Annotated in this window: 16 protein-coding genes and 1 other RNA gene; 2 read left to right on the top strand and 15 right to left on the bottom strand. The window is 46.0% G+C overall.

Features of this window, described 5'->3' with window-relative positions; genetic code table 11:
* Window positions 1-106: 106 nt before the first annotated feature.
* The gene (locus P400_RS15035; protein ID WP_034770932.1) at window positions 107-1,519 is read right to left on the bottom strand and encodes an NAD-dependent epimerase/dehydratase family protein; all 1,413 of its coding nucleotides are present in this window, start codon (window positions 1,517-1,519) and stop codon (window positions 107-109) included.
* Window positions 1,520-1,656: 137 nt separating this feature from the next.
* Here P400_RS15035 and P400_RS0106775 point away from each other — a divergent pair, with 137 nt between their 5' ends.
* Window positions 1,657-1,848, top strand: coding sequence for a hypothetical protein (locus P400_RS0106775; protein ID WP_026825461.1), 192 nt, complete (start codon window positions 1,657-1,659; stop codon window positions 1,846-1,848).
* Window positions 1,849-2,134: 286 nt separating this feature from the next.
* Here P400_RS0106775 and P400_RS0106770 read toward each other — a convergent pair whose 3' ends face one another.
* From P400_RS0106770 to P400_RS15520, 5 genes are all read right to left on the bottom strand, one after another.
* On the bottom strand, window positions 2,135-3,529 hold the full coding sequence (locus P400_RS0106770; RefSeq protein WP_026825460.1) for an RNA-dependent RNA polymerase family protein: 1,395 nt from the start codon (window positions 3,527-3,529) through the stop codon (window positions 2,135-2,137).
* An 887-nt stretch (window positions 3,530-4,416) separates the two neighbouring features.
* Complete coding sequence (locus P400_RS0106765) at window positions 4,417-4,815, bottom strand: GNAT family protein (RefSeq protein ID WP_026825459.1); 399 nt, start codon at window positions 4,813-4,815, stop codon at window positions 4,417-4,419.
* A 47-nt stretch (window positions 4,816-4,862) separates the two neighbouring features.
* Window positions 4,863-5,699 carry an HNH endonuclease gene (locus P400_RS15030; RefSeq protein WP_034770929.1) on the bottom strand — a complete coding sequence of 279 codons (837 nt, stop codon included), beginning with the start codon at window positions 5,697-5,699 and terminating at the stop codon, window positions 4,863-4,865.
* Window positions 5,700-5,706: 7 nt separating this feature from the next.
* Entirely contained in the window at window positions 5,707-7,164 is a 1,458-nt protein-coding gene (locus P400_RS0106755) for an ATP-dependent nuclease (RefSeq protein ID WP_026825458.1), read from the bottom strand.
* A 196-nt stretch (window positions 7,165-7,360) separates the two neighbouring features.
* A protein-coding gene (locus P400_RS15520; RefSeq protein WP_152538879.1) for an IS3 family transposase occupies window positions 7,361-8,931 on the bottom strand; the annotation gives its coding sequence in 2 pieces (ribosomal slippage) (window positions 7,361-8,292 and window positions 8,292-8,931; 1,572 coding nt in all).
* 267 nt (window positions 8,932-9,198) lie between these two features.
* Here P400_RS15520 and P400_RS0106740 point away from each other — a divergent pair.
* The gene (locus P400_RS0106740) at window positions 9,199-10,746 is read left to right on the top strand and encodes a transposase (RefSeq protein ID WP_084483580.1); all 1,548 of its coding nucleotides are present in this window, start codon (window positions 9,199-9,201) and stop codon (window positions 10,744-10,746) included.
* A gap of 399 nt (window positions 10,747-11,145) precedes the next feature.
* Here P400_RS0106740 and P400_RS0106735 read toward each other — a convergent pair whose 3' ends face one another.
* The 9 genes from P400_RS0106735 to P400_RS0106700 form a co-directional block, all read right to left on the bottom strand.
* Window positions 11,146-11,289, bottom strand: coding sequence for a hypothetical protein (locus tag P400_RS0106735; RefSeq protein WP_026825454.1), 144 nt, complete (start codon window positions 11,287-11,289; stop codon window positions 11,146-11,148).
* A 116-nt stretch (window positions 11,290-11,405) separates the two neighbouring features.
* Window positions 11,406-11,761: a transfer-messenger RNA gene (ssrA, locus tag P400_RS15515) on the bottom strand.
* Window positions 11,762-11,810: 49 nt separating this feature from the next.
* On the bottom strand, window positions 11,811-12,281 hold the full coding sequence (gene smpB, locus P400_RS0106730) for an SsrA-binding protein SmpB (protein ID WP_026825453.1): 471 nt from the start codon (window positions 12,279-12,281) through the stop codon (window positions 11,811-11,813).
* Window positions 12,282-12,335: 54 nt separating this feature from the next.
* Window positions 12,336-14,741: a ribonuclease R gene (rnr, locus tag P400_RS0106725; RefSeq protein WP_026825452.1), complete on the bottom strand. Its 2,406-nt coding sequence runs from the start codon at window positions 14,739-14,741 to the stop codon at window positions 12,336-12,338.
* Window positions 14,742-14,756: 15 nt separating this feature from the next.
* On the bottom strand, window positions 14,757-15,509 hold the full coding sequence (locus P400_RS0106720) for an alpha/beta hydrolase (protein ID WP_371742748.1): 753 nt from the start codon (window positions 15,507-15,509) through the stop codon (window positions 14,757-14,759).
* Window positions 15,510-15,599: 90 nt separating this feature from the next.
* A complete protein-coding gene (gene secG / locus P400_RS0106715) occupies window positions 15,600-15,824 on the bottom strand; it encodes a preprotein translocase subunit SecG (protein WP_012726902.1) in 225 nt (74 codons plus the stop codon).
* Between the two features lie 73 nt (window positions 15,825-15,897).
* Window positions 15,898-16,785: a YitT family protein gene (locus P400_RS0106710; RefSeq protein ID WP_051545959.1), complete on the bottom strand. Its 888-nt coding sequence runs from the start codon at window positions 16,783-16,785 to the stop codon at window positions 15,898-15,900.
* Window positions 16,786-16,832: 47 nt separating this feature from the next.
* Entirely contained in the window at window positions 16,833-18,173 is a 1,341-nt protein-coding gene (locus tag P400_RS15025) for a glycosyltransferase (protein WP_034770925.1), read from the bottom strand.
* Window positions 18,170-19,378, bottom strand: a complete 1,209-nt coding sequence (locus P400_RS0106700) for a glycosyltransferase family 4 protein (protein WP_034771416.1) — start codon at window positions 19,376-19,378, stop codon at window positions 18,170-18,172. The genes P400_RS15025 and P400_RS0106700 overlap by 4 nt, the downstream gene beginning before the upstream one ends.
* Between the last annotated feature and the right edge of the window lie 6 nt (window positions 19,379-19,384).

Raw genomic sequence — 19,384 nt, 5'->3', positions numbered from 1 at the left:
AAAAACGAGTTTAGTGTACGCCTGGAAAGAGGGCTTGTAAACGGTTTGAGAAAAACGTTAACAGAATGTACAAAAGAAAAAGACGCACCTTTCGATGCGCCTCCCTTCAATTCGTCGGAGCTTCTACGACTTGATCGCCATCTTCCGCGTCTTTCCCCAGCAACTTCACATGACGACCGAACAGCCACATGACGACGAGATGGGCTTTCGCCTGAGTCTTCGTGTAGAACCACCATGGGAGGGCCGGTACGAACTCATGGATGGCGACGAGTCCTTCATCCGACTCCGGTAATCGCCGGAATTCGAGACGCCCCGTCTTATCCTCTTCACTCAATTTGACGAACTTGCCCCCGTCAATCGCAAAGGACGCCATATCGTCTGTCGCTTCTCGTTCCAGGGATAGATGAAGCGCGACGAACGATTGATCAAGCAGTGCAATCTCCCAATCATCATCTTCTTTTGTCGTCTGGATGAGCGGGTACATAAAACGACCGAGCCACTCGAAGTACGTGTCCGCCATCCAAAGCGCCGACTTTTCTTCCGGCAGACCGAACCGCTGAATCGAACGGACCGTATACGATTTCGGTTGCTTTTTCTTTTTGCCGCCCGAGGACTGCTTCTCTTCTTCCTCAAGCGCATGTTCGACCGCCTGTTTGAATGGAATCTCACCTTGGCCGATACCTTCGACCGTGTCTTCTGCGACCATCGCGTGCCCCATGCTCTCGACGAGCGGATAGACGGTCGCCTTCGGTTCACCCGTGACAGCCATGACCCACAGCCGCGACAGTTTGATTGTCGGGAACGGGAAGTCGATCAAGACGCGACGCTTATCCATGACTTCGGCTGTCTGTTCGATCATCTTCCGATACGTCATCACCTCGGGACCCCCGATGTCGATATGACGGTCATAAAGCGACTCGGCACCGACGACCGAGATGAGCGCCTGAACGGCTTCACGGATGTCGATCGGATGTGTCTCCGTCTTCGTCCATCGTGGCAAGATCATCGACGGCAATCGTTTGACGAGCTTCGCTAAAATCGGGAACGACGAACCTTCCGGACCGATGATCAGTCCAGCCCGTATCGTCGTCACCGGCACGCCCTGACCGCCGAGGATGCGCTCGACTTCGAGTCGACTCTTCAAGTGACGCGACAACGTCTTCTCTTGTTTCGGGATGATCCCACTCAAATAGACGATCTGCTCAATGTCGTTCGCCTTCGTCGCCCGGGCGAAGTTGTCCGCAATGAGCGCGTCCATGTCCTCGAACGTCGCCTGCGTCAAGCCGCCATCCGGAATCATCGAGTGGACGAGGAACATCGCGTAATCCGCGCCCTCACATGCTTCTTTTGTTGCCTCATATGAAAACAAATCACAGGCACGCCACGTGATATGGGCCTCATCTTCTTTATTCTTCGTCGATCGCGACAACGCGATGATGTCGTATTCTTCTTTTAGCTGTTCCATCACGTTCGAGCCGATATAGCCGCTCGCCCCCGCAATGACAATCGTTTTCCGCATAATGGTCACTCCCCTTCATTTTCACATAGAGGTAATGTACCCTTCTTGGGCTGAGATTAAATCAGTCCTGCGCCCTACAGTATGCGCTCGGAAATATTTGTAAACTAAACTCAACTATAAGCGGAGGAGGAAGGGCTATGGGGTTTTGGTATTTCTTGATGCTATTGATCGGTGGAGCGCTCGTAATTCGCGGCCTATTCAAAAAGAACACTAACGGACTGACGCGGTTCAGCACACTCATCATCGGAGGTTTGTTAATCGCACTCGGCTTGTTCATGTTTCAAGACGGAAGTGATGCGATTGTGGCGGATTTGTTTAACTTGTGGTGAGGATTACATCACCGCATTCATTTCATGCCTGATTACTCTTGAAATGAAAACGAGTCAAACCCGATTGTTAAGGTTCGACTCGTTTTTTGGCTTAGATATCAGATTGTATGACTTATTTTGTTGTATTTGACGAGCAAGATGAGACTATAATGGTTAATTTGTACATACGAGTCACTTATCCTGATTTACACATATGCGCTATATACTGTTAGAATTTTGAGCACCAAATAAAAATTTGAACCGTTGATAAACCACACAGTTTTTTACTTTTAAATGATTAAATGAATCAAAAATTAGACTTATAATAATCTAACTTTTTGTGAATTTTTTTCCAATGACGTTTTACTTGATTTTTAATCTGTACATTCACAGGTAAATCTTCCATCAACTTTTGAGCTTTTAGAGCGTAAGTAATAAAGTTGCCTCTTCCCTTATAATTAAATCCAAGATGCGTATAAAGACTGTATACATCCTTCATATAGGCATTTCGATTATGTTTTATTTGCTCTCTAGCTACTACTCTAACTTTTTTGTAGGCTCGACTAAAATACTTAAACAAACTTTTTTCTCTTATTTTAATTGTAGACCCATCAAATAAGAAACCTAGATAATCCAAATGTGATTTTCGATAATTACGATTTAACATAATATTATTTTCATAGCTTAATATGATAGTTTTTTCTTTTTGTAATATTAAATCTCCATAACTATCTATTTTCTTATAAATTTCGCTTTCAATTTTTTCTATCGATAGGTCTTCAGTTTTTGGTATAACCCAAATCAAATCATCACAATAACGACGATAAATTCCATTTAAAGATTCTGTCCAGGTATACATTTCTTTATCAAAATTGATTAGTCTGATGTTTGAACAGACAGCACTTATTCCAGAGCCTTGTGGAATTCCAACTTTACTTGAGTTCAATGGATTGACTTTTAAACGCTTTGTTTTTAGTAAATGTCTAAACTCTTTAATATCCATATAGCTATGAATTTTCTTTTCATCTATTAGTTTTCCTAGTTCCTTTTTGCCATATTTTTCAACTAAATACTTATCTAAATCTTCTTTCTCGATACTTCTATATTTTGTTATAGATTTAAAAACATTATAGATATCCCTAGGAAGCTCCTCAACTTCTAAAAGTTGCTTCATAGTATCTTTTAATGATTTATGTGAAATGTTATCGAAAAATGATGAAAAATCTAAAGCAATAACAATAGCTTCATCTCGCTCTAAAATGAACTTAAAAACCTCTTTAGCAAAGTGTATATTATTTTTACCTTTTTTATTATTTCTATATGCTATAGCACATTCATCAATTCCTTGAGAAATCATAAACTCATTGTATTTTTCATTTAGTAATTCGCCGTAGTATTTGTATATATAGCTATCATAATGTGAAGCATAATTAATCTCTCTCTTTTTCGGTTTTTTGCACTTATGATCATTTTGATTATAATTGGGAAGCTCTTTAAATTCTTTTAATCTGTCTCTATCTATCCCTTCTTTAAAAGTATATTTTTCTAAGTTCAATGAATAATGAATAAATGGTAAAAAAGCATGTTTACCAACAAGTTCAGGATTCTGAATTTGTTCATAAACATGCCTTATAGATACTTTTTTATCTAAATGGAGGTAATTTTTTGATTTATAGTGTGAAAAATAAGATAGTGGTTTCATTCAATAAGTCTCCTTTTGCAGAGCTGAGGGAGCAGTAATTGGGCCTATTACAAGTTCTTGCTCCCCAAGCATACATGAAGAATAGCAATGCACCATAATACATCTATAATGCACTACGGACCCTATTGAAACATTTAGTATATAATCGAATTATATCGACTGATATAGGGGGTGAATTTACCGTGCTCAGCGAGTTATCAGCATGGATAGTGGTGGTGCTATGCAATATAGCGTTGAACCATCTCAGTGATTATTTGCTTGACAAGGTCAAACTTCCCTTATGCATTCCCAAATGAATACAACGTGTTTATTTTAATTCAAATCGTGAAATAAATCAATAAAATAACAGAGATTTTTTTCCAAAATTCAATCATATTTATCACTATTATTGTAAACTTAAAAGATTCAAAACAAGAGTAGAAACAGCGAGTCAGAACCGCTTCCGAAGTCATCGTAACGCATGCTTCTACTTGTATAGTTTATCAATCAAGTCTCAATGTGCCACTGTCGATAACTAGGCGCCGGCCCATTTGTGGTTGGTGGGCGGATTTATTTTACTTGGGGTGAGAATAGATCAATGTAAACGAGTCGAACCTAAATTAGGAAGGTTCGACTCGTTTTATGTCTTAGGTAACCAATCTGCAATAACCCATATTGCATCTCATAGTATTAAGGATAAATCAATTGTATCCCTATTTATGTGGTCATTTACTTGAATATTCGCAGCTCGGATTTTCGTTCTACGAGCGTGTAAAGATAATCAACGTCGACACCCGGTTGTTCTTGCTAGTATTATAAATCGGACAAGCGAGGACAAAATTTCACAAAATTTTATTCTGCATATAAGACCCCCGGGATAAAGTGAATCACGTGAATAATAGTAGAGTTTAATTATAAAGTCGCAAAATAGCAGTTCCAGTACCATCATCTTCTTCTTTGAATCCCTGCTTTTCCCAAAAAGAACGTGCTATTTCTGTTGTAGGGTATAGCTCAAATATACAATTTGAATTTGTATTTTTCAAAAAAGTCACTATTTTGCTACCAATACCATTTCGTTTGTGAAACACTTCAAAATTATCTATTGAAATACTCTTTTTACTAGCCATACCTAAAGAATACTCAATAAGAGCCACAACTTCATTTTCAACCTTTATCTTGTCGAGCCTTATCATTTCCTGATCTTCTTGTCTAAAATATAAAAATGACTTAGACATAGACCATGTAGATAGCGTCAAAAAAGGTTCATAAGTTTCAAGCTCTTCTAACGTACACGGTGAAAAATTCATTGGATAATTCTCCCTCTCCAAATAATATATTTCACTCAAACTGATTACTATTTGATTTTATTCAAAAAATCACTATTTATTATGCCTCTATACAAAGCTGATTTCCAATAATTAACTCCGTATTTTTTTTCAAAAACCTTTAAATTACGTTCTAAATTAGCGATATGAGTAAGTAATGAAGTGTGAGGGCTATCAACGATTAATTGTCTTATATTAGAAATTTCTTCATCCGATTCTGCTGCGTACTCATTTTTGAGTTCTAACCTTGAATAATGACTTTCAATTAGTTTAAATTGATCTTTGTCAATTGACTCTTGAGTCAGGTTAAACGATATCTTTGGAACCTCATCATCCAATAAATAATTAAATTCAACTTCCAAAAAAATTGTTTCATAAGGTAGCTCATCAAAATAAAAGTTAATAAACATTCTATTACCCTCATCAATCCATCTTTTCCCTTTTTTAGAATTGCAATATCCACAACACGGAATTAAGTTTGATGGGTAGATAGCATACTCGGGAAACAGCGACTGAGGTAGGTAATGATCTATAGTTCTGGGTTTATCTATTCCGCAATAAGGACATGTATTTCTTAACTGCGGGGACTGTGCTTTTAAAATTGCAGAAACTACTTCTCCTTCCAGATACCCGTCTTTATTTCGTGAATAATTGCTTTTTAAATAATCTTTTTCATCATCTTGTGAAATAGGGCTTTGCGATATATGTTTTAATTCTTGAGAATTATCTTCATAGTGGCTGTAACGTTCGAATACAACACTTTTAATTGCTTCCAACTTTTCTTTCTTAATTGCGTCCCTACAATTCTTAACAACTTGTGTATAAATATCATCACTTGAAAGGGAGGGTAAAACTAATTTTCTCATAAATATTTCACCCCTTGTTTAGAGAAGATAGGTATGTAAGAGCATTAAAACTTAATTCTTCATTAAACAATTCAATAATTTCATCCGAGGATTTTTTATCTAAGAGTCTTTTTAAATAGGTTTTATAATTACTTTCGTGCTCTTGCACCTCAAATAAGATATTCGTTATATTACTGATGTTTTCGCCAAAGAATTCATTATATGGTTTTTCTATAAGTGTTGTGTTTCCATACCGATTAAAAACATGAACATATCTTGATGGTATTTCTTGCATTATAAGAGGAGAATGAGTAGATACTATTGCAAAAGAATCAAATTCTTCTAAGATTTCATAAAATAATCTCATTAAATTCGCAACAGCGTTAGGATGTAAGTGTGTTTCTGGTTCGTCGAACATCAGTAAAGACTGCGGTTGAATATTAGCAATTACTTCTGACATCGTATACAACAATATATTTTGACCAGAACTTAGATTGTAACTGAATCCGCCGACTTTATGTTTGCTTATTTCTTCCAATTCTTCTAAGTAATCTTTTTCAAATATGTTTGACAAAATTCTAATCCATATATTGAGTCTTTTCTGTTCTTTAATCTTACCGTATGCTCTCCAAAAATTAGTTTCCAGTTCTTCTATTTTAAGAATTCCATTTTTCGAGCGAAGACCACAATAAATATAGCTGAATAATTTATTATCATCTTTACTTTCTAAATCATCTTTCATGTTAATATCTTCAAATGGCTTATACATTTCATCGAATGCACTATAAGAAATAGTAATAATTTTGCTAAAAGGAGGTCTTTCATTGTTTAGTATATTTTTATTATTTACTCCACTCATAAATTTTGAAATTTCATTAAGTACAGATGTTTTCCCTGTCGCATTTTTTCCTACAAATGCATTTATTCTATAAGGTAGTATATTCTTCTGAAAATCAAATTTAACATGGTGTGGAGAACTTGATCCTTTTAAAGTACATGAAAATTCAAATTTATAATTACCATTTTCTACACTGACCCCATTAATAATATTCGTAGCATCCTTTAACGCTTTAGAGGCTTCACTAAATCTTATAAGAGAGCTTTTAAAAAAGTTATGGTTGCTATATTTTTCTTTAAAATACGGATTGATTGCTGCATCATTTAGCCCCTTTAATATTCTATTCCTATTCTTCTTATTAATTTTATTTAATGAACGATAATACTCAGGAGTTTGTCCCAAAGAGCAAAATTCTTCATCTAGTTCTTTAAAAGATGAAGGAATCACATTTCGAGTAATCGGTTCAATATTATGCATAATCTTTACTTCACCTAATTTTATACTTTTTTTTGCATTTTTATAGTACATCATATGAAATAAGGTTTCAGCAGTATTATAATCATCCCAATAATCGGTTATTAAAACTACACAAGGATAAACCATATCAATTGTTAATTCCTTTCGATATTCCTTCACGTAAAATTCCATTTAAATTCCCCCTTAATTGTCTTTACATACTTTCACCATTAATTAAAATAAATCATAATTAATAATACTAAATTTAGACTTTATATGGTATTGCTATATTCATTATATTGTTAATTATGTATTAATAATCAAAAAAACACTGAGTTATAATGAACTGCTCCCCGTCAAGTAGACAGGGCAAATAATGAAAACCAAACTAGGCGGCTTGAGACCTGTATTCGACAGGGCTCAAGCCGTTTAGCCGTTTCTGGAAACGATCGTGGTTGTAGAACGATATGTAGGCCTCGATGGCCGATGTGAGTTCGCTATAGGCCTGAAACTCACGCAGGTAGTACATCTCGACTTTCAGGGTACCCCAAAAGCCCTCGATCGGGGCGTTGTCGAGACAACGTCCGACCCGGGACATGCTGTGGGTCAGCCCCGCGTCTTCTACCATGCGTTTGAACCCTTTCGATGTGTATTGATATCCTCGGTCACTATGGATCATCGGACTCGCTCCTGTACGGAGCCCCGCGATCGCTGGCATCATCGTTTGGAAGACGAGCCCGTTGTTGTTAGACTTCCCGATGCGATAGGCGACGATCGAGCCGTCATACAGGTCGATGATCGCGCTCAGATACGCCTTCTTCCCGGCACCAAATTTGAACTCGGTGACGTCGGTACACCATTTCTCGTCAGGTCGGGACACGCTGAATTCCCGATTCATCAGGTTCTCGGCCACATGCTGCGGTGACGATTTTTTGTACCGCTTTCTCTTCTGGCGGATGACCGAACGGATCTCATGGATGCGCATGAGACGATAGATGCACTTCTCATTGTATGCCGGCAGGCCATGCTGGCGTCGTCTGCGATTGACCGTCATGGTGATCCGTCGATAACCGTAGATCCCGTTCACCTGGTCGTAGAGGAGGCGGATGTCCTCTAGTAGGCTTAGATTCTCCTCCTCGCGTACCGAGACGGTACGCTTCAACCATTTATAGTAGGCAGCCCGTGAGACCTGCGCGATCTCGCACAGGAGCACGACCGAGAACGTATCGGTCGTCGACATTTCCTCGATGGCCATGTAACGCAATTGTAGCCGGATCTGGCTGATCAACCTCTCCTCTCGATCTCCTCTAACTTTTTTAGGAACAGGTTCTCGGCCCGCAGGCGCTCGTTCTCCCGCTCGATCTGTTGGATGCGACGTTCGAGCTTCTCCTCGTTGGTCAGTTCCTCTTCTTGCTTCGTCCGTCCACGCCGGTCCTCGAGCCCGTGCACGCCGTCGGCGTCATATTTTTTCGTCCAACCATAGACCTGTTGGTACGACACGGCGAACATCTCGGCCGTCCGTTGATAGTTCCGCCCATTGTCCAGGCAATACCTGACGATCTCCATGCGTTCCTCGAATGTGGTCTTTCTCCCTTTTGCCATAGCTCGATCCATCCCTTTTCTCGAATCTGTTAACTCGCTATGACCAGTATACTGCCTAATCCACCTGTAAAGAACAGACGAACTACTGATGTCGTGTTTGGAGAGGGTTTCCATTTTGGAGAGACCGTCGAGATAGTCACGGACGGCCGCGAGCTTCTGTTCTTTGGTGTAATGTCTCCATGTCTTCGATTCCTTCAACGCATCGATCCCACCGGTATCGAATTTCACTTTCCACACCTGGAGGGTATCCCAAGAGACGTCATGGGCCTCCATAATTTCCTTCCATGTATATGTTTCTTCTTCCATCATACGTAGCGCAGCCATTTTTTGTTCAATCGAATGCCGACTTCTCGCCATAAAAAAACACTCCCCAATCAGATAAACAGATTTGTTATTTCATCTGTCTACCTATTGGGGAGCATATCATAATTAAATAAGAGCTTAATACCCCACTTTAATTTTTTTGTAACATGGCACGCACCGTCTTTTTTTAACAGAGACGGCGGCATAACCAGACGTTATGGCTTCAAAGAGTATTTTGCAATACAAATGTGGTTCTTACGCAATGTTAGTGAGGTAGTGATGCTAACATTATGGGAATAAAATCAAAAAGGATTGATTCCCATGAACGAGTTAGAATTCTTGGATGATCGACTGCGCGTCACGAGTGCTCACTCACACGATGGGGTGAGACACTTTTCCGCTCGTCTCGTTTCCAGCGGTGGATGTTGTCCAGACTGCGGTCGGTCTTGTCACCGACGTCACAGTTTCGCGACACGGCGGCTAAAAGACTTCTCAGGAATGCATCAAGTGCTCCGATTGCACGTTCAAGTCCCGAAATGGTTCTGCGACAACTCTGGATGCCCACGTTCCATCTTTACAGAGCGATTGCCGTGGGCTCTTTCTCATTCGCGGAGAACGCTCCGTACGGAGCGCGTGTTGTCCACTTTGATGTTGGCCATGAGTGCGAAGGAAGCCGAGCGTGTCACTGCTGTCCTGGGTTTTCGCATCAGTCACGACACGCTGCTCAGGGTGTTACGACGGGTGCCCATCCCGAGATCCTGTGCCGAGGTGATCGGCATTGATGACTTCGCCTTCAAAAAAGGGCATCGGTACGGGACTATCATCTGTGACGCAACGACCCATCGCCCCATCGACCTGCTCCGGACCCGCGAAGCTGACGCTTTGACGGATTGGCTTGTGAATATGGAGAAAGGACCTGTCCGCGCATCGGTCGATCGCTTCCCGGCCTATCAAGAAGCGTTGCTCAGCCAGGGCGTCGTAGTGGTGAGCGACCGATTCCACCTCGTAGACAACCTGTGGCGATGCCTCAACTCGATATGCCAACGCGTCCTCCCCTCTCGAATCCCTATAAATCCGGAAGGTGCTGTATCGTACGGTTTGAAACCGCAACACCCGACCGAACCTCGGCAAGAAACGAAACGACCGCTGGTCGAAAGGGTTCAAAGCATGCACCGCCAAGGGATGAGTCTGAATGCGATCGCCCAGATACTCGGCTTGAATTGGAGGACTGTCAAAAAATACAGTGATCCGGCTTACGAACCCTCCCCGCCGAAACGACAAAAGCCTCACTTGATTGATCGTTTCATGCCACATTTGAGGGAATGTGTCCGAAATCGGTTCACACTCCAGGAAACGGATGCTTATCTGAGGCAATTAGGTTACAGAGGTTCGTTTGGCGCGGTCCGTTACCGTTCACGTGACGCTCGGAGGGAGGGTCTTCCCGAACCCCAGGTCTTTATATCACGCAAGGACGTCTGTCGCTTACTCTGGCAATGGCCTCTGAGCAGGCCGGATGATGCCATCGATGTCTCGTACCTGTTGGTCCGTTGCGAAGACCTGGTCATCCCGTTCTGTTTCATCCAAGGATTTAGGGAGGCGATTCGGGAACGGGACGTGGAACATCTCCTTGCATTGATCACCAATCCACAGGTCACATCACATCCCGGATTGAAGCGCTTCGTGGGTCGACTCAAACAAAATATAGAGGTGATTCTGGCGGCTTGTCGGTTTGAAGAAAGCAACGGTTACGTGGAAGGGAACGTCAACCGTCTAAAGATGTTGAAGCGACTCATGTATGGAAGGGGAAGTTTTGACTTGCTCAGGATTCGGGTGCTTTGTCGTAATCCCGATCCGAGTTGTGCTCACTGATATTGCAAAAAAATGAGCGACCACCTTCAGCGGGTCGCTCGTCATCGTTCACCAACATTGCGTAAGAACCACTCCTATTTTGCACTACACATTCAAAGTAGATGTCTCGTGAATCGCAACCTGTTTTTAAAATAAATGAGCTGGCTCATGCGGTTCGACACACATGTGATTGGTACTTTTTAATCGCACTCGAGTTGTTCATATTCCAACATGGAAATGATAAAATCGTTGCTTATTTTTCAACTTATTGTGAGAATCGACTCGTATCAGATTAGAAAACGGAGAAACAACAAGAAGGCCACCCATGCATAACATACGCACGGATGGCCCTCTTCATTTAGCTCAAACTTCTTATAACAGAACATCTGAAGTCGCTAAATTACCCAATCGTTCACCAGATCACTTCTTATCTTGTTGCTTCTGCAAATACGCCTCACGAAGCTGGTTCAATCTTTCTTTCTTGTTTGAAACAGTCGGCTTTTTCCCGTCTTGGTACTTCGCCGCAGCTACTTTGCTTTTCGTATCCAATTGATATTTCCCCATGCTCTTCACCTTCCTTTCTTTATGGCTTCAATCAAAAGCAAAGACCTTCTAATCTCAATGAAATTAGAAGGTCTTCCATGAAAATCATTGAATCGCAGTCGTTACAGACTGCTTCAAAATGGAGACGGCGGGAGTCGAACCCGCGTCCGAAGGCATCGTAACGTATGCTTCTACGTGTGTAGTTTATCTATTGAATCTCGATGTGACACTGCCGATAAACAGGCGTCGTCGCATCCAGTCTGTTTCATCTCTTCTTCGCGCCCTCAGACGGCGAGGTTGAAGCGTAGCTTGCTTAGTTTGAGACCCTGAAAGTCATCCACACAAGCGATGGATGTCAGGATCCGCAGGGCACTTAGGCTGCTGCGAGTTGTGTGTTAGTTTTGCCAGTTATAGGCGTTTGCGTTTTAACGAGGCCGACCCCTCGACACGCAACATACGACCGACCTACCCCCGTCGAATCCATAACGTCCCCGGGGTGGTAATTGGTACTCTATTTAATATACCACAATTAGGATTCGTTGTCAGTATTTTTGCCGATCGCGCATCGCACGGTCGACGTCACGCTTCGCGTCTTTCTTCTTCAAGTCCTCACGTTTGTCGTACTTCTTCTTCCCTTTTCCGACACCGAGCAGGCACTTCGCGACCCCATTCTTGATATACACTTTGAGCGGGATGATCGTGTAGCCGTCACGCCCTGATGCTCCAATGAGCTGATTGATCTGCTTCTTATGCAACAATAGCTTCCGGACGCGGAGTGGGTCATGGTTGAAGCGGTTCCCTTGTTCGAACGGGCTGATATGACAGTTGTGAAGTGTCGCCTCGCCCCCGTCGAATCGGACGTACGCATCCGCGATGTTGATCTTCGATTGACGGACCGACTTGATCTCCGTCCCTGTGAGCACCATGCCTGCCTCAATCGTATCTTCGATCGCGTAATCGAAGGACGCCTTGCGGTTTTGGGCGAGTGCGTTCGAATCTTTCTTCTTGGCCATACACATTCAGTCCTTTATCTACAAGATACGGAGGAAGGGACGAGCCCTTCCCCGTCAGCGACGCTTCTTCGCACCTCGTTTAGCGTCGCCTTTTCGTTTGTGCTTGTCTTTATTCTTCAGGTCGAGTGCCGAACGGCCTTGGGATGACTTCTCCCCGTCTCGCTTCGGTTTCTCGCCTGGTTTACCCGGCTTGCCGGGTCTTCCTGGTTTGCCGCGCTTCTTCTTGTCGTCCCGACCGCGACCGCCACGACGGTCTTTCTCGTCCTTCTTCGGACGACCGCCTTTCGCTTTGATCGTCGTCGGTTGGCGACGCGTCGACGGTTCTCGTTTCGGCATGCCGACGACCGTGAAATCGATCGTCCGCTCGTCTAAGTTGACGGCGTCGACTTTGACACGGACGGCGTCCCCGATACGGAACTGACGTTTCGTCCGCTCCCCGAGGAGCATGAGCTGTGACTCATCGAAGTGATAGTAGTCATCCATCGACTGGAGACGGACAAGCCCTTCAATCGTATTCGGAAGCTCGATGAACATCCCGAAATTCGTGACGCCAGCGACGACACCATCGAACTCTTCACCGAGATGGGCTTCCATGTATTCGGCTTTTTTGAGTGCCTGTGTCTCGCGCTCTGCGTCGACCGAGCGACGTTCCCGTTTCGATGCCTGTTCAGCGATCGCCCCGAGACGGTCCTCGTACTTCGCAATCGTCTTCTCCGACAAATCATTGTTGAAGACGTACGTGCGCATGAGACGGTGGACAATCAAGTCCGGATAACGACGGATCGGTGACGTGAAGTGCGTATAGAAGTCTGTCGCGAGTCCGAAGTGACCGAGCGAGACGTCATCATATTTCGCCTGTTGCATCGAGCGAAGCATGATCGTGCTGATGACCGGCTCTTCCGGTTCCCCGTCGATTGCCTTCAAAATCTTTTGAAGCGTCTTCGGTTCGACTGTCTGCCCTTTGATGCGTTCGATGTGAACGCCAAAGTTTGCGACGAAGTCGAAGAAGAAGTCGAGCTTGTCCGGTTTCGGATTGTCGTGGACACGATAGATGAACGGCACGTCCATCTTGTGGAAGTGTTCCGCGACCGTCTCGTTGGCCGCGAGCATGAACTCCTCGATCAACTTCTCGGCGACCGAACGTGGACGAAGCACGATATCTGCCGGCTTCCCTTCCTCGTTGACGACGACTTTCGCCTCGGCGAAATCGAAGTTGATGGCACCGCGCGAGTTACGGCGTTTCCGAAGCACTTCCGCGAGCTCGGCCATGAGGTCGAACTCACCGATGAACGGCTCGTACTTTTTCAACGTCTCTTCGTCATCGCGCTCGATGATCTCACGGACATTCGTATACGTCATCCGCTCCGTCGTCTTGATGACACTCGGGAACAAGTCATGGCGAACGACCTTCCCGTTTTGCGGGGAGATCTCCATGACGCAGCTGAGCGTCAAGCGGTTGACGTGCGGGTTGAGGGAACAGATCCCGTTCGAGAGTCGGTGCGGAATCATCGGAATGACGCGGTCGACGAGATAGACACTCGTCCCGCGCTCGAACGCCTCGACGTCGAGCGGTGAGCCCTCTTTCACGTAATGCGAAACGTCGGCGATATGGACACCGAGCTCGTAGTTGCCGTTATCGAGTTTTTTGACGTGGACGGCATCGTCCAAATCTTTCGCATCTTCGCCGTCAATCGTGAAGATCGTCTCGTCACGAAGGTCGACGCGTCCGATGAAGTCTTTCTCGTCCGCCTCGTCCGGCACCGCATTCGCCTGAGAGATCACGTCCTCCGGGAACTCCGTCGGGATGCCATGCTTATAGACGATCGACAAGATGTCGACGCCCGGATCGTTCTTATGCCCGATGATGCGGACGACGTCACAGGCACCGGCGAAGCGTCCGTCCGGATACTTCGTGATGCGCACGACGACTTTATGTCCGTCGACGGCACCGAGTGACTTGTCCGGGTTGACGACCGGCCAGAAGTTGATGCGTTTGTCATCCGGCTCGATGAAGGCGAACTGGTCGAGTCGACCGCTCGGGAGTGTATACGTCCCGACGAACTCGGAAAGTCCGCGCTTCAAAACTTTTAATAAAATTCCTTCTGTCTTGCCACGATTGTCCTCGCGCTTTTTGACGAGGATCGTATCGCCATGATAGACGTCCTTCAGTTGGTCGGGCGGCAAGAACACGTCTTCCGCTTCCCCTTCAACCGACAAGAAGCCGAAGCCGCGCTGGTGGATCGAGATGATCCCCGCGACTTGGCCGAGTACGGCGAGCGTCCCGTAACGGTTCGTCCGCGTCCGGCCGATGGCACCCTCTTCCTCGAGGGCATTCAATGTGCGGATGAGCTCTTTGAAGTCATCCGTCGACGCGAGCTGTAGTCGCTCGGTCAGTTGATCGACAGAGAGCGGTTTCTCGCTCGCCTGTAAAATCTCTAGTAATTGGTCACGTAAATTCAACGTGACACCTCCTTCTTAGACTGACCAGTCTAACGTTTCGAGAAAATCGAGCACGTCCTGGTGCAGTTTCTCTTTTTCTTTGTCGAGCGTGATCACATGTCCCGAGTCCTCATAGATGAGCAACTCTTTTTGGAACGTGTTGACCGCCTCGTAAATCTGATTCGCCGATTCCGGGTCAATCATGTTGTCTTTGGCGCCTTGGACGACGAGTGTCGGGACGAAGATGTCCTCGAGCTTCGACGCCGTGTCGCGGACGAAGGCACGGAGGTCTTTTAGCGTCGGCATCGGTTTGAACTCTGCCATCTCCTGCTCGATCTGTTCCGGCGACTTTTCTTCTCTACCCTTATATTCTCGGGCATATGCCTGGACTCCTTTATACAAGCGGTCCTCGGCATCGATTCCCGTCGGCGCGCACATCGGGATGACCGCCTTGACGTCTTTCTCCTCGGCGAGACGAAGCGACATCACGCCACCTAGCGAGAGTCCGCAGACGACGATTTCCTCATGGCCTTTGTCGACGAGTGTCTGGTAAGCGTTCAAGACGTCTTCCCACCAGTCTTTCGGTCCATATTGGAGTAATTCTTCCGGTGGGACGGCATGACCACGATAGATCGGTCCCATACATGTGTATCCTTCTTTTTGAAGGAAGCGACCGAGCATGCGGACATCCGCGCTCGATCCAGTGAAGCCATGTAACATCAACACGGCACGTTTTCCGCCCTCGAAGAAGAACGGTTTTGGTGCTGTTACTTTCATTTCGTACGTCATCTCCTCGTATCTACATTATTCCCCAAAAATAAATCGAAAAAACAAAGGCTGACCGCCTCACGTGAAAATCGAGAACGATCAGCCTTATCATCATAATGATGCGACTAGTAATCCTAAAATGAAAAACAAAGTGCCTAGTACAGCTGCAGTTCGGTTCAAAACAGCATCGAAGCCGCGTGCTTTCTGGCGTCCGAACAACTGCTCCGCGCCACCTGCAATCGCTCCAAGACCTTGCGACCGACCTGACATGAGCAGTACGACGACAATCAATAAGACAGCCACGACAAGTAGGCTGATTGTAGCGATCGTTTGCATAGTAGTCAGTTCCTCCTTCTATTTACACGCCTTTTATTATATAGAAGTTATCAATAAAACACCAGCATTCAAATTATCGGGACGGGTAACTGAATCCTTCCCCGATGACTTCCTTCACTTGGTGGATGACGACGAAGGCCCGGTCGTCCGTCACTTGGACGATTTTTTTGAGCGGCGCGATCTGACGTTTGTCGACGATCATATACAACATGTTCTTATCTTGCTTCGTATAGTAGCCATGTCCATGGATAATCGTTGCCGAGCGGCCAAGCGTTTCCGTCAAGACGACGGCGAGCTCTTCATGTTTGTCACTGATGATCGTGACGGCCTTGCGGATGTTGAGTCCTTCCGCGACGAGGTCGATGACCCATGAGCCGATGATGATGGCGATGAGCGTATACAGGACGACCTGCTCCCCTAAGAAGAAGCCGGATGTCGCGACGACGATCGCGTCGATGATGAACATCGAGACGGCGACGCTCAAATGGAGATAGCGCTCCATGAGACGGGCGATGATGACACCCCCGCCGGTCGTACCGCCGACACGGAGCACCATGCCGATCCCGACCCCGATCATGATCCCGGCATAGACGGCCGCGAGCAGTTTGTCCTCAGCCGGGCTGCCCCAGTTATGCGTCAGACTGAGAAAGAACGACGTCGCGACGACCGCGATGACCGAATAGACCATTGTCCGGCGGTCAAGCAGCTTATAGCCGATGATAAAGAGAATCCCGTTCCCGATGATCGACGTGAGCCCGAGGTCCCAGCCGAACACGTAGTACAAGATGATCGTGACCCCGAGCAGGCCACCTTCCGAGAAATCGTTCGGTACGGTGAAGTAGTTGACCCCGAACGAGAGAATGAATGAGCCCGCGATGATCCAGGCGATGTCCTTCACCGAGATGGTTTGTAGCTTGCGCCATACTTGTTGGCGCAATAGATGTTGCTGTTGACGTTTCATACATGTCCTCCTTCCACATAAAAAAGACCGCGGCAAAAGCCGCAGTCTTAAGATTGTACTGGCTTTGGCGCACCGTCTTTCATAATCGGCAACTTGCGCTCCGCTGCATTTGCGTAGACGTTCAAGAGTGCCTCTTTTTCCAAATCCCAGTTATATTTCTCACGCGCGGTCTTCGTGTTCTCTTTGACACGCGCGTAGAGTGCTTGATCTTCAATCAATCGGTTGACGCCGTCCGCAATCGATTGTGGATCATGCGAATCGACGAGCACCCCGACGTCATTTCCCGCAACGACCCGTTCGATTTCAGGGAAGTCACATGAGACGACCGGTACTTCAGCCATCAAATACTCAAACAATTTATTAGATGAGGCCGAGTAATGGTTGAAGCAGACGTTGTTCAATACTTGGAAGCCTAAGTAGGCGTTCATCGTATAGTAAGGTAACGCTTCGACCGGTACTTTGTCAATCATCTTGACGCGGTCGCCGACCCCTTCCGTCTCAATCAACTGTTGAATCGTCGGTTTGAGCTTCCCGTCCCCGATCATGACGAGCGTACCTTCTTTGAAGTCTTTCGCCGCGAGCACGAGCTGTTCGAGGCCGCGTCCGGCTTGAACCCCACCTTGGTATAAGAGGATCTTCTCGTCTTTCGGCAAATCGAGGAGTGCATGCAAATCCTTACGAAGCGAGAAGTCGAGCGGACGATAAAACGGATAGTTGTGGAGCACATACGGATAGAACCCGTACAACTCTTCGTTATGTGCCGCACGTGTATGGTTCTCGACCATCATCGTATCGACGAACGGCAAGAGCCATCCTTCGAGGTTACTTTGAATGTAGCCGTAGCCGGTACGGTCCGTCTGTACTTCGTGCGAATCATAGACGATTCTGCCTTTGTTGAACACTTTTCCAGCGAGGAGTGCCTGCGGGAGTGTGTTCAAATCATTAGCATGGTAAAAGTCATACGATTTTTTCGTCGAAGCGAACACCATCTCGAGCATCGCACTCGCGTTGACGATTTGCTTACGTACTTGTGGTAACAAGACCGTTCCGACGGCTGCACCGAGCGCGAGCATCGTGAACGGCGCGAGTAAGACCAACCCGGCACCGACGAGCCCAGCACCAATCTGGCGGGTCTGCTTCTCGCTCACCCATTGGTATGTCTTCTTCGCGAATTTGAGCGCATTGACGAGAATCGAGGGTTGTCGCTTCACGCGGATAACACGGAAGCCTTCCGGACGCATCTCTTCTTTTGGAAGCTCTTTATTTTTAGGATCTTGAAGCGCAATCAAATCGACTTCATAACCTGCCTCGGCAAGTGCTGAGCACTCACGAAGGACGCGCGCATCATTCGTAAAATGGTTCCATACAAACATACATACTGACTTCATTGTCTTTCCTCCATCACTAACTGTTGTACGACTTGATCTAGCACGTCGATATTCTCTTCCCAACATAAATTCTCTTTGACGTAACGAATCCCGTTTGCCCCGAGTACCTCTCGAAGGTCTGGTCGGTCGAGGAGCTTCCGTAGAATCCGTTCGATCTCATCGATGTCACGCTTCCGTGACACGTAGCCGACTTCCGCCGCTTCAATGACATTCGCCGCATGGCCTGACACTGCTGCGACAATCGGTTTGCCGACCGCCATATAGTCGATCAGTTTCCCAGGGATGACCGTATCGAATACTTCTTGCTCGATCAGGCTGACGAACGCGACATCTGCATTTTTAATCGCCTGGAACGCCTCCGTCCTTGGCATCGCCTCGAGGAACAAGAAGTTTCGGAAGCCGCGATCTTTAATCGTCTGCTTCAACTCTTCTTTCCGATATCCGTAGCCAATCAATTTGAAATGAACCCGTGGCTCGTCCCGGAACCGTTCGGCGAGTTCGAGCAACAGAGACACGTCCTGGGCAAGACCCATATTTCCGGCGTATAAAATCTCCATCCGGTCGTCCGGTGGAATCGTCCGCTCGAGCGTGCGCTCCGCTTCCCGAATCGAGTTCGGCATATAGTGGATTATCTCATTCGGGACACCGCGCTGACGAAGATAGCTGCGGAATCCTTCCGAGTTGATGATCACTTCATCTGCGGAACGATACAATCGCTTCTCGAGCCAAAACGCTGGCGCGAGCACCCAGTCATGTTTGAATACCCCGACCCCTTTTACCGATTCCGGCCAAAGGTCGCGAACGTCTAGAATAAGTGGGACGCGATACTTTCGCTTCGCATATACTCCGACAAACGCCATAAAAAAAGAAGGGGTCGTCGCAAACACGACGTCAGGCTTCAACTTTAACTGGCGAACGGCTCCAATCCCTTTTACCATCTGTTCGAGGAATAAAAAGAGACGGCTGACCATATTGGACGTATGTTTCCGTTTCTTCGTGACGAGTCGTTTGATGAACGGCTGGTCGTTCAGCTCGCGGTCGTTCCAGAAACGGTCGTCCTGATACATATCAAAGCTCGGGTACGAAGGGGAGGCGGTAACGACCTCGACTTCATACCCGCGCTGTTTCATCAAATGCGTAATGTTTTGCATCCGGTTACCGGCACTGCCGATTTCCGGATAATAGTTTTGGCACACCATGAGCATTGTTTT

The sequence above is a fragment of the Exiguobacterium marinum DSM 16307 genome (genome assembly GCF_000620845.1).
GTDB lineage: Bacteria > Bacillota > Bacilli > Exiguobacteriales > Exiguobacteriaceae > Exiguobacterium > Exiguobacterium marinum.
This window is presented reverse-complemented; position numbering and strand designations above follow the sequence as displayed.

Bases quoted from the DNA above. Each gene is read 5' to 3' on its own strand.
- P400_RS0106755 (WP_026825458.1), bottom strand. From the start codon at position 7,164: ATGGAATTTTACGTGAAGGAATATCGAAAGGAATTAACAATTGATATG.
- P400_RS0106735 (WP_026825454.1), bottom strand. From the start codon at position 11,289: ATGGGGAAATATCAATTGGATACGAAAAGCAAAGTAGCTGCGGCGAAG.
- P400_RS0106740 (WP_084483580.1), top strand. From the start codon at position 9,199: ATGAACGAGTTAGAATTCTTGGATGATCGACTGCGCGTCACGAGTGCT.
- P400_RS0106770 (WP_026825460.1), bottom strand. From the start codon at position 3,529: ATGAAACCACTATCTTATTTTTCACACTATAAATCAAAAAATTACCTC.
- P400_RS15025 (WP_034770925.1), bottom strand. From the start codon at position 18,173: ATGAAGTCAGTATGTATGTTTGTATGGAACCATTTTACGAATGATGCG.
- P400_RS0106765 (WP_026825459.1), bottom strand. From the start codon at position 4,815: ATGAATTTTTCACCGTGTACGTTAGAAGAGCTTGAAACTTATGAACCT.
- P400_RS0106775 (WP_026825461.1), top strand. From the start codon at position 1,657: ATGGGGTTTTGGTATTTCTTGATGCTATTGATCGGTGGAGCGCTCGTA.
- P400_RS15035 (WP_034770932.1), bottom strand. From the start codon at position 1,519: ATGCGGAAAACGATTGTCATTGCGGGGGCGAGCGGCTATATCGGCTCG.
- P400_RS15030 (WP_034770929.1), bottom strand. From the start codon at position 5,699: ATGAGAAAATTAGTTTTACCCTCCCTTTCAAGTGATGATATTTATACA.
- P400_RS0106720 (WP_371742748.1), bottom strand. From the start codon at position 15,509: ATGACGTACGAAATGAAAGTAACAGCACCAAAACCGTTCTTCTTCGAG.
- P400_RS0106700 (WP_034771416.1), bottom strand. From the start codon at position 19,378: ATGCTCATGGTGTGCCAAAACTATTATCCGGAAATCGGCAGTGCCGGT.
- smpB (WP_026825453.1), bottom strand. From the start codon at position 12,281: ATGGCCAAGAAGAAAGATTCGAACGCACTCGCCCAAAACCGCAAGGCG.
- P400_RS0106710 (WP_051545959.1), bottom strand. From the start codon at position 16,785: ATGAAACGTCAACAGCAACATCTATTGCGCCAACAAGTATGGCGCAAG.
- secG (WP_012726902.1), bottom strand. From the start codon at position 15,824: ATGCAAACGATCGCTACAATCAGCCTACTTGTCGTGGCTGTCTTATTG.